The organism is Nocardia takedensis NBRC 100417, from assembly GCF_000308695.1.
Taxonomy (GTDB): domain Bacteria; phylum Actinomycetota; class Actinomycetes; order Mycobacteriales; family Mycobacteriaceae; genus Nocardia; species Nocardia takedensis.
The window spans coordinates 116,212-131,727 of sequence record NZ_BAGG01000009.1; the positions used below are offsets into that span (position 1 = coordinate 116,212).

The 15,516-nt window shown below is 68.6% G+C and carries 18 protein-coding genes; 11 read left to right on the forward strand and 7 right to left on the reverse strand.

Translation table 11 applies throughout. From position 1 onward, the window contains the following. Positions 1 to 6: 6 nt before the first annotated feature. The 9 genes from dmpG (at position 7) to ON30_RS02535 (ending at position 7,598) form a co-directional block, all read left to right on the forward strand. Positions 7 to 1,035: a 4-hydroxy-2-oxovalerate aldolase gene (dmpG, locus tag ON30_RS02495; protein ID WP_040703805.1), complete on the forward strand. Its 1,029-nt coding sequence runs from the start codon at positions 7 to 9 to the stop codon at positions 1,033 to 1,035. 304 nt (positions 1,036 to 1,339) lie between these two features. Continuing rightward, positions 1,340 to 2,269, forward strand: coding sequence for a hypothetical protein (locus ON30_RS02500; RefSeq protein ID WP_040703806.1), 930 nt, complete (start codon positions 1,340 to 1,342; stop codon positions 2,267 to 2,269). Between the two features lie 82 nt (positions 2,270 to 2,351). Continuing rightward, positions 2,352 to 3,161: a hypothetical protein gene (locus tag ON30_RS02505; RefSeq protein WP_245553908.1), complete on the forward strand. Its 810-nt coding sequence runs from the start codon at positions 2,352 to 2,354 to the stop codon at positions 3,159 to 3,161. A gap of 12 nt (positions 3,162 to 3,173) precedes the next feature. Continuing rightward, entirely contained in the window at positions 3,174 to 3,647 is a 474-nt protein-coding gene (locus ON30_RS02510; protein ID WP_040703808.1) for a hypothetical protein, read from the forward strand. An 8-nt stretch (positions 3,648 to 3,655) separates the two neighbouring features. Next, positions 3,656 to 5,341 (forward strand): asparagine synthetase B family protein, encoded by a 1,686-nt coding sequence (locus ON30_RS02515; RefSeq protein WP_040703810.1) that lies wholly within the window; start codon positions 3,656 to 3,658, stop codon positions 5,339 to 5,341. Positions 5,342 to 5,375: 34 nt separating this feature from the next. Continuing rightward, positions 5,376 to 6,113, forward strand: a complete 738-nt coding sequence (locus ON30_RS02520) for a hypothetical protein (RefSeq protein WP_040703813.1) — start codon at positions 5,376 to 5,378, stop codon at positions 6,111 to 6,113. A gap of 259 nt (positions 6,114 to 6,372) precedes the next feature. Continuing rightward, positions 6,373 to 6,891 (forward strand): hypothetical protein, encoded by a 519-nt coding sequence (locus ON30_RS02525; RefSeq protein ID WP_040703814.1) that lies wholly within the window; start codon positions 6,373 to 6,375, stop codon positions 6,889 to 6,891. Positions 6,892 to 6,958: 67 nt separating this feature from the next. Beyond that, entirely contained in the window at positions 6,959 to 7,312 is a 354-nt protein-coding gene (locus ON30_RS02530; RefSeq protein ID WP_040703815.1) for a type II toxin-antitoxin system RelE/ParE family toxin, read from the forward strand. Beyond that, positions 7,305 to 7,598 (forward strand): helix-turn-helix domain-containing protein, encoded by a 294-nt coding sequence (locus ON30_RS02535; RefSeq protein ID WP_040703816.1) that lies wholly within the window; start codon positions 7,305 to 7,307, stop codon positions 7,596 to 7,598. The genes ON30_RS02530 and ON30_RS02535 overlap by 8 nt, the downstream gene beginning before the upstream one ends. 7 nt (positions 7,599 to 7,605) lie before the next feature. Here ON30_RS02535 and hsaB read toward each other — a convergent pair whose 3' ends face one another. The 4 genes from hsaB to hsaA are packed head-to-tail and all read right to left on the reverse strand — an operon-like array spanning position 7,606 to position 11,154. Beyond that, on the reverse strand, positions 7,606 to 8,196 hold the full coding sequence (gene hsaB, locus ON30_RS02540; RefSeq protein ID WP_040703817.1) for a 3-hydroxy-9,10-secoandrosta-1,3,5(10)-triene-9,17-dione monooxygenase reductase subunit: 591 nt from the start codon (positions 8,194 to 8,196) through the stop codon (positions 7,606 to 7,608). Next, the gene (gene hsaC / locus ON30_RS02545) at positions 8,193 to 9,098 is read right to left on the reverse strand and encodes an iron-dependent extradiol dioxygenase HsaC (protein ID WP_040703819.1); all 906 of its coding nucleotides are present in this window, start codon (positions 9,096 to 9,098) and stop codon (positions 8,193 to 8,195) included. Before hsaC ends, hsaB begins: the two co-directional genes overlap by 4 nt. After that, positions 9,098 to 9,979: a 4,5:9,10-diseco-3-hydroxy-5,9,17-trioxoandrosta-1(10),2-diene-4-oate hydrolase gene (gene hsaD / locus ON30_RS02550; protein ID WP_040703821.1), complete on the reverse strand. Its 882-nt coding sequence runs from the start codon at positions 9,977 to 9,979 to the stop codon at positions 9,098 to 9,100. Before hsaD ends, hsaC begins: the two co-directional genes overlap by 1 nt. 11 nt (positions 9,980 to 9,990) lie before the next feature. Beyond that, complete coding sequence (hsaA, locus tag ON30_RS02555) at positions 9,991 to 11,154, reverse strand: 3-hydroxy-9,10-secoandrosta-1,3,5(10)-triene-9,17-dione monooxygenase oxygenase subunit (RefSeq protein WP_040703823.1); 1,164 nt, start codon at positions 11,152 to 11,154, stop codon at positions 9,991 to 9,993. Between the two features lie 198 nt (positions 11,155 to 11,352). Between hsaA and ON30_RS02560 the strand changes: the two genes are divergently transcribed. Both ON30_RS02560 and ON30_RS02565 read left to right on the forward strand, forming a co-directional pair. Further along, positions 11,353 to 12,579: a 3-ketosteroid-9-alpha-monooxygenase, oxygenase component gene (locus ON30_RS02560; RefSeq protein WP_040703825.1), complete on the forward strand. Its 1,227-nt coding sequence runs from the start codon at positions 11,353 to 11,355 to the stop codon at positions 12,577 to 12,579. After that, complete coding sequence (locus ON30_RS02565) at positions 12,579 to 12,911, forward strand: hypothetical protein (protein ID WP_051028862.1); 333 nt, start codon at positions 12,579 to 12,581, stop codon at positions 12,909 to 12,911. The genes ON30_RS02560 and ON30_RS02565 overlap by 1 nt, the downstream gene beginning before the upstream one ends. On the opposite strand, the gene ON30_RS02570 is transcribed toward ON30_RS02565, so the two are convergent. From ON30_RS02570 to ON30_RS02580, 3 genes are all read right to left on the reverse strand, one after another. Continuing rightward, entirely contained in the window at positions 12,912 to 13,664 is a 753-nt protein-coding gene (locus tag ON30_RS02570; protein ID WP_040703827.1) for a DUF427 domain-containing protein, read from the reverse strand. Positions 13,665 to 13,729: 65 nt separating this feature from the next. Beyond that, positions 13,730 to 14,986: an MFS transporter gene (locus ON30_RS02575; protein WP_040703829.1), complete on the reverse strand. Its 1,257-nt coding sequence runs from the start codon at positions 14,984 to 14,986 to the stop codon at positions 13,730 to 13,732. A 4-nt stretch (positions 14,987 to 14,990) separates the two neighbouring features. Further along, entirely contained in the window at positions 14,991 to 15,455 is a 465-nt protein-coding gene (locus tag ON30_RS02580) for a MarR family winged helix-turn-helix transcriptional regulator (RefSeq protein ID WP_245553909.1), read from the reverse strand. Positions 15,456 to 15,516 lie beyond the last annotated feature (61 nt).

Sequence of the window (15,516 nt, forward strand, 5' to 3'; positions counted from 1 at the left end):
GCCGACATGACCATCAGCACCGAATTCGACATCCGCGTCACCGACACCTCGCTGCGCGACGGATCCCACCACAAGCGCCACCAGTTCACCGGCGAGGACGTGCGCGATATCGTCGCCGCCCTCGACAACGCGGGCGTCCCCGTCATCGAGGTCACCCACGGCGACGGACTCGGCGGGTCCTCGTTCAACTACGGGTTCTCCAAGACCCCCGAACAGGAACTGGTCAAGATCGCGGCCGAGACCGCGAAACAGGCCAAGATCGCCGTACTCATGCTGCCCGGCGTCGGCGTCAAGGAAGACATCAAGATCTCCCAGGACAACGGCGCCTCGATCTGCCGCATCGCCACCCACTGCACCGAAGCCGACGTCTCCATCCAGCACTTCGGCCTCGCCCGCGAACTCGGGTTGGAAACCGTCGGCTTCCTGATGATGTCGCACACCCAACCGCCCGAAGCCCTCGCCAAGCAGGCCCGCATCATGGCCGACGCGGGCTGCCAGTGCGTCTACGTGGTCGACTCCGCGGGCGCGCTGGTCCTCGACGAGGTCTCCGACCGGGTTGCCGCCCTTGTGGCCGAACTCGGCGAAGACGCCCAGGTCGGCTTCCACGGCCACGAGAACCTCGACCTCGCCGTCGCCAACTCCGTCTACGCCGTGCGCGCGGGCGCCAAGCAGATCGACGGCAGCGCACGACGTTTCGGAGCGGGCGCGGGCAACACCCCCGTCGAAGCCTTCGTCGGCGTCTGCGACAAGATCGGCGTCAAGACCGGCATCGACTTCTTCGCCATCGCCGACGCCGCCGAAGACGTCGTGCGCCCCGTCATGCCCCAGGAATGCCTGCTGGACCGCCAAGCCCTCATGATGGGCTACGCGGGCGTCTACTCCAGCTTCCTCAAGCACGCCGAACGCCAAGCCGAACGCTACAACGTCTCCGCCGCCGAAATGCTCGTCCGCGCGGGCCGCCGCAAACTCGTCGGCGGCCAAGAAGACCAGCTCATCGACATCGCCCTCGAACTCCAACGAGAACAATCCGCCTGACCGAAGGGCCGCGCTCGCGCGGCCCTTCCCCGTCCCGGCTCAGTCGGCCGTCGGCTTGTCGGCGTGCCCGACCAAGCGGTCCCGCCCCATCTCGACCACCGCACAGGTCTCGAGCAGCATCTTCCTGGCCGTCATCAGGAATTGTCCTGGTATCGGTCGCGGTGGGGCGGGGGATGCGGTATTCCGTAGCTGTGAGGACGAACTGTGGGGGTGGTGAGGGGTGATCTGCCCGCACTGTGCGCAGAATGTGCTGCGCAGGGAGCGCACCGGGAGGCGGTGCGGGAAATGTCGTCAGGCGTTCGCGTTGGAGCCGAAGGAGACGGTGCTCGGGCTGCACGACATGCGGGTGCGCAGGTTGGCGGACAAGCTCGGGGGCGGTCGGGGGCTGCGGTACACGCTGCCGCAGTTGTATTACGCGGCGGCGCGGCGCAAGGTGCCGGATCTGCGGGTCCGGTTCCTGGGGCGACGGTTCCTGGTGTCGGTGCCGATCGCGGTGGTGACGTTCTTCACGGCGATCAGCGGTGTCATCCCGCCGGCGATCACGCTGGTGGTGGGCGCGGGCGCGTTGATCCTGGTGAATCTGGGGATGACGGCGATCAAGCCGTGGTTCCTGCGCACGTCGCCGGTCCGGTTGCCGGTGACCTACGACCGGTTCGTCCAGGACACGTTCAACCGTTGGATCTCGGTGTACGGCGCGCCGCCGCACGGGTCGGTGGCCGATTTCGTCACCCCGCCGCCGGTTCCGGAGTTCCCTCGGGTGGCGTTGCTGTGCGAGGACCGTTCGGTGTGGGCCTGTCTGGCGGCCAACGGCGCGGTGGAGAACTGGCAGATGGTGTTCGCGAATCGGGTGGATCGGTTGCCGCCCCGGGTTCCGGTGCTGATCCTGCACGACGCGAGTGTGGCGGGTCTGCTGTTCGCGGGTGCGGCGCTGGCCGCGTTGGGGCCGCGCGGGGTGCCGGTCGGTATCGCGCCGCGGTCGCTGCTGGGGAAGCCGAAAGCGTTGCGTTTGCGCGATGCTCAGCCGTCGAAGGCGGATCTGGACCGGGTGCGTCCGCTGGTGTCGCCGCAGGAGTTCGAGTGGCTGGCGCAGGGCTGGTTCTCGCCGGTTTCGGCGGTGCCGCCCGCGAAGTTGATCGCGGCGGTGGACGGTGCGCTGAACCGGGCGGAGGACGCCACCGATCCGGATCGGCGTGCCGCCCGGGCGATCGGCTTCCTGACCTGGCCGGCCGCGTGAGCGCGGGCGGGGGTGTTCGTGCGGCGGCCCGTGGGCGGTTCTCGGCTCGCCGGTCGGCGCGCCTTGGCGATAGGTTTGCCCGGTGGTCTCCAGGGTGAAGGCGCGGTTACTGGGCCGTGCGTTGCGCGTGGCGGCGGGGCGAGCGGCCGCGCCGGGCGATCTGCGTTTCACCGAGGGCCAGCTCTACTACGAACTGTGCCGCACGCTGACGCCGCTGCCGCGCGGTCTGCGGCCGGGGTTCACGGTGGCCGCGCCGGTGTCGTTCGCGGAGTTCCGTGCCGCGTTGGACGAGCACGGTCCGGTGCCGGGCCTGCTGCTCCCCGAACCCGCACGACCTCGGCCGGCGGGCGCGCACACGTCCGAACCGGACCTGTTCGACTACGGCCTGCCGCGTCTGCTGGTGTGCGAATCCGACGCGGTCGCGCAGATGTTGCGCGCCAACGGCATTCCGATGGAGTCGGCGTGTCCGGTGTTCGGCGCGGGTGAGCTCCCGCTGGACCCGCGCGTGGCGCGCATGCTCACACTGACCGAACGCCCGACGGTGTTCGTCCTGCACGACGCGACCCCGGCCGGGCTGGAGTTCCCGATGGCGCTGCCGGATCTGGCCGGCCTGCCCGACGGTGTGCGCGTCGCTCCGCTGGGGTTGCGGCCTCGGCAAGCGTTCGCGCTGCACCTGACCCATCGCGGCGGGCCGGGGTCGGAGCCGAGCGCGGACCTGGACCCCGCCGAGCGGGCGTGGTTGCGGCGCGGCCGGTTCGCCGAGGTCGAGGCGGTGCGTCCGGCGTCGCTGCTGCGCACCGTGCATCGACTCGTGCGCGAGGTCCGTCCGCGCGTCACCGTCCCGTTGCGCCACCTGCGCGCCGCGGGTTTCCTCACTTGGCCCAGCGCATGAAAGGGACCGACCATGTCGGTGCGACGGCAGATCACCTACACCGATGAGTTGCTCGCCGACGGCACGGTGCACCGCCGGTATTCCGACGGCCGCCAGGAGTGGCGCACCCGCGGCCCGAACGCGGTGTATTGGCGTGACAATCACGGAGACACGGGCACCGACGAACCGCTGGGCCGCAAACTCGTCAAGCGCACCTACGCCAACGGCGCGGTCCGTTACGCGCGGGAGTCCGGTTACGGCCGCACCCTGTGGGGCGACGGCACCCTCACCGTGAACCGTTCTTCCTTCGGCGGCCGGTTGGGCCTGTTGCTCGGTTCGGTGGCGGTGGGCGCGCTGGCGTGGAATCTGGTGATGCCGCCGGAGTCGTTGACCCCGCTGGAGGAGGAGGAACTGCGCAGGCAGGCGGAGGCCGCCGCGCAGTCGAGCGGTTCCTCCGACTACGGCTCGTGGGACGACTATTCCGACGACGACGGCGATTTCGGATAGGAGCGACGGTGGGGCGATGGTGCGCGGCGCTGACCGCCGACCCGGCCGCGACGGTCCGCGCGGTCGGGTTCGAGCCCGCGGCGGGGGCGCGCGGATTCGGCGCGGACGAGGTGTTCACCGCGGGGGAGTTGCGCGCGGTCGGGACGGTCACCCTGTTCGACGCCGACCGTCTGCGCGCGAGTCTCGGCGCGGATCTGCCGCCCGACTGTCGTGACGGCGACCTGCTCCTGCACGCCTACGCCCGGTTCGGCCTGGACGGAATCGCCAGGGCCGAAGGGATGTTCGCGTTGGCGATCGCCGAAGGGCCGGATCTGCTGCTGATCCGCGACCACGTCGGCGCCCGCACCTTGTTCTACGCGAAGTCGAGAAGCGAATGGCTGGTGTCGGATTCGCTGCGCCCGTTGACGCGCTGGCCCGCACTGCGGACCGGCCTGCACCTGCCCGCGGTGCGCGCGTTCCTCACCTTCGCCTACCTCCCGGGTCGGGAGACGCTGCTGCGCGGCGTCTTCGAAGCCCTGCCCGGCCGCTGCCTGCGCCTGCGTCCCGACGGCACCAGCGACGAGCGGGTGTTCTGGGAGCCGACCGAGATCGAGGACGACCGACCCGCCGCCGAACACGCCCTGGCCCTGCGCGCCCTGCTCGAGGAGGCGACGCGCAGGCGACTGCCCACGGGCGAACCGGTGGGGGTGCTGTTGTCCGGGGGGATCGATTCCAGCCTGGTCACCGCGCTGGCGGCGAAGAACCACGACCAGACGGTTTGCTCGTATTCGATCGCCTTCACCGGGACCACCCCGAACGAACTGGCCTACTCCGGTCTGGTCGCCGCGCACTGCCACACCGCGCACCGCGTGCTGACCGTGCCGGGGGAGACGGTGGCCGCCCGCCTCGCCGACACCGTCGCCCTGCTGGACTGTCCGGTCGGCGACCCGCTGACCGTGCCGAACCTGATGCTCGCCGAAGCCGCCGCCGCCGACGGGGTGCGCGCGGTGCTCAACGGCGAGGGCGGCGACCCGGTGTTCGGCGGCCCGAAGAACCTGCCGATGCTGATCTTCGAGTTGACCCGCACCGATCCGAGCCCCGCGGCCCGCGCCATGGCCTACCTGGACAGTTACCGCAAGTGCTATTCGGACCTTCCGGTCCTGCTGAGTCCCGACGTCCTCGCGGAACTGATCGATGCCCCGCCGCTCACCGACCAGGTCGCGCCCTACCTGGGCCCCGGTCACATGACGAGCCTGCTGAACCGTCTCCTGCACACCAACCTGCGCACCAAAGGCGCGCACCACATCCTCACCAAGGTCGAACGGTTGACCGCCGCCGCGGGCGTGCAGGGCCGGTCGCCGCTGTTCGACCGGGCGGTCATCGACCACGCCTTCCGTGTTCCGCCCCGGCAGAAACTCGCGGGCGCCACCGAGAAATGGATCCTCAAGGAGGCCGTGCGCGATCTGCTGCCCGCCACCATCGTCGACCGCCCCAAGAGCGGGATGCGGGTGCCGGTGCAGCAATGGCTGTCCGGTCCGCTGCGCGAACTCGGCCACGACCTGCTGCTCGGACGCTCCGCGCGGGCCCGCGGCCTGTTCCGCGAGGACACCCTGCGCGCGTGGATGCGCGGGGAGGGCGCGCTGCTGCCGCGGCAGGGCGGCAAGCTGTGGTTGGTGCTGTCGCTGGAGTTGTGGTTGCGCGCGTTCGAGGTGTGACCGCGGTGACGGCACGGAGAGGAGTCACCGCCGGATGAGCCGGATCAAACAGGTCGCCGACGACGAGAACGAGGTCCACCGGGTGGCCGACTTCGTCGACGCGGGCAGCAACGCCGTCACCCCGGTGGCCACCTTCCCTCCCGAGGTGGCGCTCGCGGTCGTGCAGGCGTTCGCGGGCATCGTGCGGACGGCGAAGTCCGCGCCCGCCGCCACCACACCCGACGCCGACGGGGTCGTGCGTTCGCAGACCTTCGAGGAAGGCGACGTCTACCTGATCGAGAAACCGTTCGACGGATTCTTCGCCGACCGCTACCTGATGGACTTCTACGACGTGACCGAACGCGGCATCTGCTCGCGCATGCACCTGCACACCGGACTGCGGTTCGTGCGGATGATGACCGGGCCCGACACCCGCATCCGCGTCGGGTCGCTGTCCCCGTTCGAGGTCACCCACGTCGCGGGCGTCACCCCGTTCACGCCCGAACAGTTCGTCGACGACCTGCCCGACACCCCGCCGGGCGTGCACCGCGTCCGGCACAACCTGATCGTGCCGCCGTGTTCGTTCGTGGACATGCAGATCCCGCGCGGGGTCAGTCACCAGTTCAACGCGATCGGGCCGCACGCGGTGATCGATTCGGTGCACCCGGAGGAATCCATCGAGGTGTTCCGCGAGCGTATGTCCGGGTTGCGGATGATGGCGCAGACGGTGTTCCTCGCCGACGAACTCGCGGACGCGTCGACCTGTGCGGAGTCGGTCGGCGAGGTGCGCTGAGGCGGATACGCCGCGGCGAGGGGGCTGGGGACGGTTGTGGACGAATCCGCACGTCAGCCCTCGGGGCGCGGCCTCAGGTGACTTGCGGCCGAACGGTGTTCGGGTAACAGGTCGTGGTTCAGGGGCAGACCGGGCGGTGTCCAGCCTCCTATACTCGAGATGCGCCCGGTCGGGCGAGACGAGCTCGCTCGGCGTTCCACGGACCACCCATCCGCGGTCGCCCACCCGCGCGGCGGCCCCCTCCCGGAGGGAGCGCAGCATGACCGATCCCGCGTCCGTCAAAGCCTGCCTGACCTGCCGTGACTATCCCCATCCCGTGCTGGCCGCCTTCCTGGCGCCCGAACCCCTGATCCGCGGCCACTGCATCCTGCACCTGCTCGAGCAGACCCCGTTGCGCGCCGGGCTCACCGTGCCGCGCCCCGACCTGATCACGCTGATCCAGGCGCACGCCGATCCCTCCGCGATCCACGTCGACTTCCACGCCCTGACCGCCCCCGCGCCCGACCCGGACCCCGCCCGCGAGATCCTGCACGATCACGCCATCACCAGCCCCGCGGGCCTCGACCTCGCCGACCCCGACGACATGGCCCGCCTGTCCCTGCTCCCCGAGCACCCCATCGGCCCCCGCCGCGTCGACGATTTCCAGGACGACGCCGTCCGCGAAGCCATGCTCGCCGTCTACACCCACTTCTCCATAGACAGCCGCATCCCCCTGCTCTACCACGGCTACGCCGACCCCACCACCGGCTGGTTCGCCCTCCCCACCGCCCCCGCCTAATCGCCTCTGGCCTGGTGCGATTGCCATCGACGATGAGAGTTGCCGTCAGAAATATAGCATCAACGCTATGGGATGGGGTATCGTCGAGCTCGAGCCAGAGGTGCGTGCATGGTTGGAAGAACTCGACACGGATGATTTCGCGAGGGCGGCGTTCTACATCGATCTGTTGGCGGCCGAAGGTCCGCTGCTGAGCGAGCCCTACACGCGTCAACTCGATGGCAAACTACGCGAACTGCGATTCCACCTCGACGGTCGATCGGTGCGGATCACGTACTGGATCGCGCCAGGTAGGCGGATCATCCTCATGACGGTATTCGTGAAGGCGCGGATGCGGGAGCGCGGCGAGATCGAGCGGGCGCGTGAGGCTATGCGGCGTTGCTTGCGGGAGCGGCACTCTGTGGAGGAGGACGGCGATGGGTGAACGGGACGAGTGGGCGGCGCTGCGGGAGCGGCGGTTGCGGGAGCCCGGAGCGCGGGAAGCCTATGACGCGGCGCGGCTGGCTTATGAGCTCGGGCGCACGATTCGCGCGATGCGCGAGGATCGCGGGTGGAGTCAGAGCACGCTGGCCGACGCGGCGGCAATGACCCAATCCGCGGTGGCGCGGTTCGAGGCGGGCGGCACGGTGCCGAGTCTCCCGGTCTTGGAAAGGCTGGCGGCCGCACTCGACGCCGAATTGGTGGTCGAGGTGCGGCCGCGCGTGGCGTGAACGGGGTTCAGAGCCAGGTGTCGAGGGTGGTGGTGGTGAGGAAGTGGTCGAGGTCGGCGCGCCAGGGGGCCGGGGTGGTCTTCTCCGGTTCGATGGCGGTGTACTGGCCTCGGTAGAACAACAGGGGCCTGCCGGAGTCGGTGGACTCCGACAGGGCCTGTACGCGGCCGATCACGATGTGGTGATCGCCGCCGTCGACGACGCTGTCCACTGTGCACTGGATCGTGGCCAGCGCGTCGTCCAGGAGCGGGAGCTCCAGGTCCGAAGTGCGCCAGGGGATTCCGGCGAACTTGTCGGGTTCGCGGGAGCCGAAGCGCGCGCAGGTGGGTTGCTGTTCCTCGGCGAGCACGTTGACGCAGAAACGCCCGGATGCCTCGATCGCCGCCCAGGACCGTGAGGTCTTGGCGGGGCAGAACAGCACCAGCGGCGGTTCCAGCGACAGCGCCGCGAACGATTGGCAGGCGAACCCGATGGGGGCCGCGTCGGCGTCGAAGGCGGTGATGACGGTGATGCCGGTGCAGAACTGTCCCAACACGTTACGGAACCGGCGGGGGTCGATCTCCGGTTCGGTGACGGATTCGGCGGCCCCGTCGGTCATTGCGGCCGCCCGCCGACGCTGAAGTCGTGACCCCACAGGCTGACGGCGGTGGATTCGCGCGCGATCCACGACTCGTCTTCGACTTCGAGTCCCTCGCACCCGAATTCGACGTCGAAGCCGCCGGGGGTCTTCATGTAGAACGAGAGCATCTTGTCGTTGACGTGCCTGCCGAGGGTGGCCGACATCGGTACTTTGCGCCGCAGCGCGCGGTCCAGGGCGAGGCCGACGTCGTCGGCGTTCTCGACTTCCATCATCAGGTGCACGATGCCGCTGGGGGTGGGCATCGGCAGGAACGCCAGCGAGTGGTGACGCGGGTTGCAGCCGAAGAACCGCAGCCAGGCGGGTTCGCCGTCGGCGGGGCGTCCGAGCATCTGCGGGGGCAGACGCATGGAGTCGCGCAGTCGGAAGCCGAGGACGTCGCGGTAGAAGGTGAGCGCGGCGGCGTCGTCGCTGGTGCTGAGCACGACGTGCCCGAGTCCTTGTTCCTCGGTGACGAACCGGTGCCCGTAGGGGGAGACCAGTCGCCGATGTTCCAGCGCCACACCGTGGAACGCCTCGAGGGTGTTGCCGGAGGGGTCCTCGAACCGGATCAACTCGACGACGCGCCGGTCCTGGAGTTCGGCCTTGGTACCTTCCTTGAAGGGCACGCCGGCGGCGTCGAGTCGGTCACGGATGTCCTGGAGTTCACCGGCGTTGGCGGTTTCCCAGCCGGAAACCAGCAGGCGGTCCGCTTCGCCCGGCACGATGACCAGTCGGGCGGGGAATTCGTCCATGCGCAGGTACAGCGAGTCGGGGTCGCCGCCTTTGCCTTCCACCATGCCGAGCACCTTGAGCGCGTAGTCGCGCCAGGCCGCCAGGTCGGTGGCCTGGATGCGCAGGTAGCCCAGCGATCGGATCCCCATCACCCCTCCTTGCGTCCACCGGACAGGAAGTCGGTGGCCAGCTTGTTGAACTCGTCGAATTTCTCGAGCTGCGCCCAGTGTCCGCAGCCGCCGAAGACGTGCAGTTGGACGCGCGGGATCATCTTGGTGGCGACGATCGCGCCGTCGAGCGGGTTGACCCGGTCCTCGCGTCCCCAGATGAGCAGTACGGGCTGGCGCAGTTTGTAGGCTTCGCGCCAGAGCATGCCCTTCTCGAAGTCGGCTCCGGAGAACGACTTTCCCATGGCGCGGGTGGCGGCCAGGGATTCGGGCTGACTGGCCGAGGCGAAGCGTTCCTCGATGAGTTCCTCGGTGATCAGTTTCTGGTCGAAGACCATGATCCGCAGGAACGCCTCGAGGTTGGCCCGGGTGGGTTCGTAGTTGAACTTGCCGAGGTTCTTGACGCCTTCGGTGGGGTCGGGCGCGAACACGTTGACGCTGAGTCCGCCCGGTCCCATGAGCACGAGTTTGCCCGCGCGGTCGGGGTAGTCCAGGGCGAAGCGCACCGCCGCGCCGCCGCCGAGCGAGTTGCCCAGCAGGTGTACGCGTCCGGTGATTTCGAGGTGGTCGAGCAGGTCGTTGAGCGCGGCGGCGCTGTGCACGAAGTACTGCGGATGCTCGACCGGTTTGTCCGAGAGCCCGAAGCCGGGCTGGTCGACGGCCAGGACGTGGAAGTCCTTCGCCAGCACCGGGATGTTGCGCGAGAAGTTGGACCAGGAGGACGCGCCGGGTCCGCCGCCGTGCAGCAGCACGATCGTCGGCCCGTTCCCGACGCCCGCCTCGTGGTAGTGCAGGCGCAGGTCGGGACGCACCTGGGCGTACCGGGAGGTGGATTCGTGGGTGATTTCCACGGTGGAGGTCACGGAATCTCCTCCTACACCATCGTGTCGGTGATCGGCAGGCCGAATTCGCCCGAGCCGAAGACCGTGTAGGCGCGTTCGGGATCGTTGGCGGCGTGCACCCGGCCCGCGTGCGCGTCACGCCAGAAGCGCTGCAGCGGTGTGCCGTTGGCCAGCGCGGTGGCGCCGGAGCTCTCGAAGAGCTTGTCGATGGAGGCGATGGCCCGCCCGGTGGCGCGGACCTGGTCGCGGCGGGCGCGCAGGCGCAACTCGAAGGGCACGTCCTCACCCGCGACGAGGTGGGCGTATTCCTCGGCGACGTTGCCCGAGAGCTGACGCCAGGCGGCGTCGATGTCGCTGGCGGCTTCGGCGATGCGGACCTTGGCGAACGGGTCGTCCTTGGCCTTCTCGCCCGCGTAGGCGGCGCGCACGCGCTTGCCCTGGTGTTCGACGTGCGCGGCGTAGGCGCCGTAGGCCATGCCGACGATCGGGGTGGAGATGGTCGTGGGATGGATGGTGCCCCAAGGCATTTTGTAGACCGGATCGGTGTTCTGTTCCAGACCGGGGGATTTCAGGTCGCTCATCGCACGGAAGCTGAGGAAGCGGTGCCGCGGGACGAACACGTTCTCGACCACGACGGTGTTGGAGCCGGTGCCGCGCAGGCCCACCACGTTCCACACGTCGTCGATGCGGTAGTCGCTGCGCGGGATGAGGAAGCTGCCGAAGTCGACCGGTTTGCCGTCCTTGATGACGGGGCCGCCGACGACGACCCAGTCGGCGTGGTCGGACCCGGACGACCAGGCCCACGAGCCGTTGACGGTGTAGCCGTCGCCGGTGACGACGCCCGCGCCCATGGGGGCGTAGGAGGAGGAGATGCGGACTTCGGTGTCCTCGCCCCAGACGTCTTCCTGGGCCTGCTGGTCGAACAGCGCCAGGTGCCAGTTGTGCACGCCGATGATGCCCGCGACCCATCCGGTGGAGCCGCAGGCGCTCGCGATGGTGCGGACGGTGTCGTAGAAGGTGACCGGGTCGGCCGCGTAGCCGCCCCACTGCTTGGGCTGGAGCAGTCGGAAGAAACCGGTCTCCTGGAGGGACTTCATCGTCTCGTCGGGGATGCGCCGCAGGTCCTCGGCCTCCTGCGCCTTCTCGCGCAGCGTCGGCAACAGCGCTTCGACCCGTTCGGTCACTTCTTGCGTCATCTCGGGACCTGCTCCTGCCTGGTCGGATTGGTAACCGGTACTCATTTGCCTCTGAGACTAGAACAGGTTCTTATCTGTGTCGAGAACAGGTGCCTATTGGGGGCGAAAGTCATGCTTTCGCTGGAAGTAGCCGGAATCGCTGGCGTCGAACGGGACATTTTTGTAACGTGTTCTAGTACAGAAGGAGGAGGATTCGCGATGGCGGTGACCCCACAGGGGAGCGGTGCGAAGGTCAGGGAGCTCGATGTGGGCTCCGCACCCACCCGGTATGCGCGGGGATGGCATTGCATCGGCCTGGCCAAGACGTTCCGGGACGGCAAGCCACACGCGGTGAACGTGTTCGGCACCAAACTCGTCGTCTGGGCCGACGGCGACGGTGAACTGCGGGTACTCGACGCCTACTGCCGCCACATGGGCGGCGATCTGAGCATGGGCGAGGTCAAGGGCGACGACATCGCCTGCCCCTTCCACGACTGGCGCTGGTCGGGGACGACCGGCAAATGCTCGGCGATCCCGTACGCGCGGCGCGTGCCGCCACTGGCCCGCACCCGCAAGTGGACCACGCTCGAACGCAACGGCCAGCTCTTCGTCTGGCACGACCACGAGGGCAACCCGCCGCCGCCGGAGGTGACCATCCCGCACATCGTCGGCCCCTACACCGACGCCGCGGGCAACGCCACCGAGCAACTCGACAGCGGCTGGACCGACTGGACGTGGAACTCGATGCTCATCGAGGGCGCCAACTGCCGCGAGATCATCGACAACGTGGTCGACATGGCGCACTTCTTCTACATCCACTTCGCGTTCCCCACGTACTTCAAGAACGTGTTCGAAGGTCATATCGCCACCCAGTTCCTCGAGACCAAGGGTCGGCCCGACATCGGCATGGCCTCCAAGTACTCCGGTGACACGCTGCTCAAGTCGGAGGCGTCCTACTTCGGGCCCTCCTACATGATCAACCCGCTGGTCAATGTCTACAGCGGTTACGAGGTCAAAAGCGTCCTGATCAACTGCCACTACCCGGTCAGCCAGGATTCCTTCGTGCTCCAGTGGGGCATCACCCTGGAGAAGCCGCAGGGTGTGGAAGGCGAGATGGCCGACAAGCTGGCGGCGAAGATGACCGACGGCATCAGTGTCGGCTTCCTGCAGGACGTCGAGATCTGGAAGCACAAGTCCAAGGTCGAGAACCCGCTGCTGTGCGAGGAGGACGGCCCGGTCTACCAGCTGCGTCGCTGGTACGACCAGTTCTACGTCGACGTAGCCGACGTCACCGAGAAGATGACCCAGCGCTTCGAGTTCGAGGTCGACACGACCAAGGCCAACGAGGCGTGGGAGGCCGAGGTCGCGGAGAACCTGCGCCGCAAGGCCGAGACCGAATCGGCCGCCGCGTCCGAAGCCGAGAAGCAAGCGGAGGCGAGTGTCTGATGGCCGCGACCTGGGCCAAGGCACCCGACTTCGCCGATCAGCCCGAACGGCTGGCCGCGGTGCGGGCCCAGACCGTCGTGGACCGGCAGCGCTACCTGGAGGAAGGGCTGACGCCGCTGCGGTGTCAGTCCTGCCACAGTCAGGTGCTGGTCCGCAAGGCCAGCTCGCACCAGACCTCGGTGCAGTGGACGGGCAATCCGGCCGACCACTGCCCGGTGTTCGCCGAACTCGCCTCGCGCGGCAACGCGCCCGGCAGGCCCGACACCTGCGCCCAGTTGGAGAAGACCATCAAATGGGCGGTCGACGAGGGCGTGCTGGAGATCGCCGAATGATCAGCTGAACGGCGTCTTCGGGCGCTCCTCGAGCGTGCCGTCGACGTAGATGTCGACCTTCTCGTTGTAGAAGCACGCCAGTCCGGCGACCTTCTGGCTCTCCGGCAGCGGCGTGCGGTAGATCCACACCAGATCGTGGTGGTCGGTCTCCCCGATGCGCACCGTCCAGTAGTCCGCCGTGCCCTTGTACGGGCAGCTCGTGTGCGTGTCGGAGGGGATCAGCAGGTCGGTGCGCACGTCGACCAGCGGCAGGTAGTAGCGCGGCGGCAGTCCGGTCTCGAACAGGATGTGCGGACTGTGCGAGTCCGCGACCGTCACCCCGTCGATCTCGACGCGGATGTGACGGGAACTGGCCAGGATGTCGACCCGCGAATACGGATTCCGCGGGTGCACGTAGACCGGTTCGTCCTCCTCGAACCACTCGCCCATCGCCTCCCAGTCGAGGCGGACCAGTCCGTTCAGTTCCGGAATCGGCGAATCCAGGTAGCGCAGCGCCGCGCCGTAGGCGGTGTGGCCGGGCACGACCACGTCGTAGCCGGTGGCCTCACCGCGGCTGGGGGAGTGGCGGGTGCTGCCGTTGGGTTCCAGTTCCGCCGTCACGTCGGCGGCGGGCAGATAGTAGGCGGGATAGTGCGGGTTCTCCCAGACCAGCACCGGCGCGGACGAATCCGCGACCTGGTGACCGGCCAGGTGGACCCGGACCCGCTTGCGACTCGTCTCCACCCTGACCCGACCGCGCTGCGCATCGCCCATACCGCCGACGGTACTCCGCGTGCGCGTCCCGGGGCCGCCCTCGACGCGGTCCCGGGATTTCGCGCTCAGTCGCCGACGGTGATCGCCCGCGCCTCGTCCACGCTGTGCGGGGCGGGTTCGTGCTCGTCGATGTGGGCAAGCGCCGCGCGTCCGGTGAACAGCACCAGCACCGCCGCCGCCGTGCACGCCGCGCCGACCCAGAACGGCAGGCCGATGTTGTGTTCACCGAGCTTGCCCGCCAAGTACGGGGCCGCCGCGCCGCCCGCGAACCGCACGAAGCTGTAGGCGGCCGAGGCGGTGGAGCGCTCGACCGGCGCCGAGATCATCACGGCCTCGGTGATCAGCGTGTTGTTCACACCCAGGAACAGGCCCGCCAGCACGGTGCCGACGATCAGCACCGGCTTGTGCTCGGCGAACATCGCCATCACGGCCAGGTCCAGCGCGAACAGACCCAGTGCCAGCGCCATCATCGGCAGGGTGCCGAAGCGCCGTTGCAGGTGCGGGGCGAAGAACACCGAGGCCACCGCGAGCAGGATGCCCCAGCCGCAGAAGATGAAGCCGATCGCGTAGGTGCCCATGTCCAGCGGGAACGGGGTGTAGGCGAGCAGGGTGAAGAAGCCGAAGTTGTAGAGCAGCGCGGTCAGGCTGACGGTGAGCAGGCTGCGGTGGCGCAGCGCGCGGAACGGCGCGGCCAGTGACGTGCGGTGGGTGGGTTTGGGCCCCTCCGGCAGCAACACCACCAGCGCGACCAGCGCGATCGCCATCAGCACCGACACGCCGAAGAACGGTCCGCGCCAACTGATGCCGCCCAGCACGCCGCCGACCAGCGGACCGGTCGCGATGCCGATGCCCAGCGCGGCCTCGTAGAGGATGATGGCGCGGGCGACGCCGCCGGTGGACGCGCCGACGATGGTGGCCAGCGCGGTCGCGATGAACAGCGCGTTGCCCAGCCCCCAGCCCGCGCGGAACCCGACGATCTGCGCGACGGTGTCGGACATCCCCGCCAGCGCGGCGAACACGATGATGATGGTCAGGCCCGTGAGCAGCGTCTTCTTCGCACCGAAACGGCTGGACACGACGCCGGTCACCAGCATGGCCACACCCGTCACCAGCATGTAACTGGTGAACAGCAGCGAGACCTGCGAGGGCGTCGCGTGCAGTTGTTCGCCGATCGGCTTCAGGATCGGGTCGACGAGACCGATGCCCATGAAAGCGATGACGCTGGCGAACGCGACCGCCCACACCGCTTTGGGCTGGTGCAGTATCGATGTCGTCGTCCCCGTCGTCCCTGTCGCCTCCGGGGCGGGCGCGGTTGTGGTCATGCGGTCACCTCTTACTCGCATCGTGTTCTACGTCCTGCTCCGGACGCGGTCCGGTGTTCTTCAGCGCGTCGAGCAGGTCACTCAGCTCCGATTCCATTCGGCGCAGACGTTCCGGTTCGATGTCGGTCAGCCGACTCGCCAGGATCTCGCCGTAGTGGCGGCGCGCGCGCCGGAGCCGATCACGGCCCGCCTCGGTGAGTTCGACCAGGACCGCCCGGGAATCCTCGGGGTCCTTGTGCCGCGAGGCGTATCCCTCCGCGACGAGTCGAGCGATCAGCGCCGTCGCCGCGGGCTGCGAACACCGGTCGATCCGGGCGAACTCGCTGATCCGCATCGACCCGTGCTCGTCCAGTTCCGACAGCGCCCGCAACACCGCCCGCGGCAGATCATCCCCACCGATGGTTCCGGCCAACCGGGTGAGCCTGCCCGCGGTGACCAACAGATCGACGACGCTGTCCGCTGTGGTCACCAGGGCACGCTGCACCCAGATATTATTACATAGGCTAACTATCTATGTCCATAGATGCCGT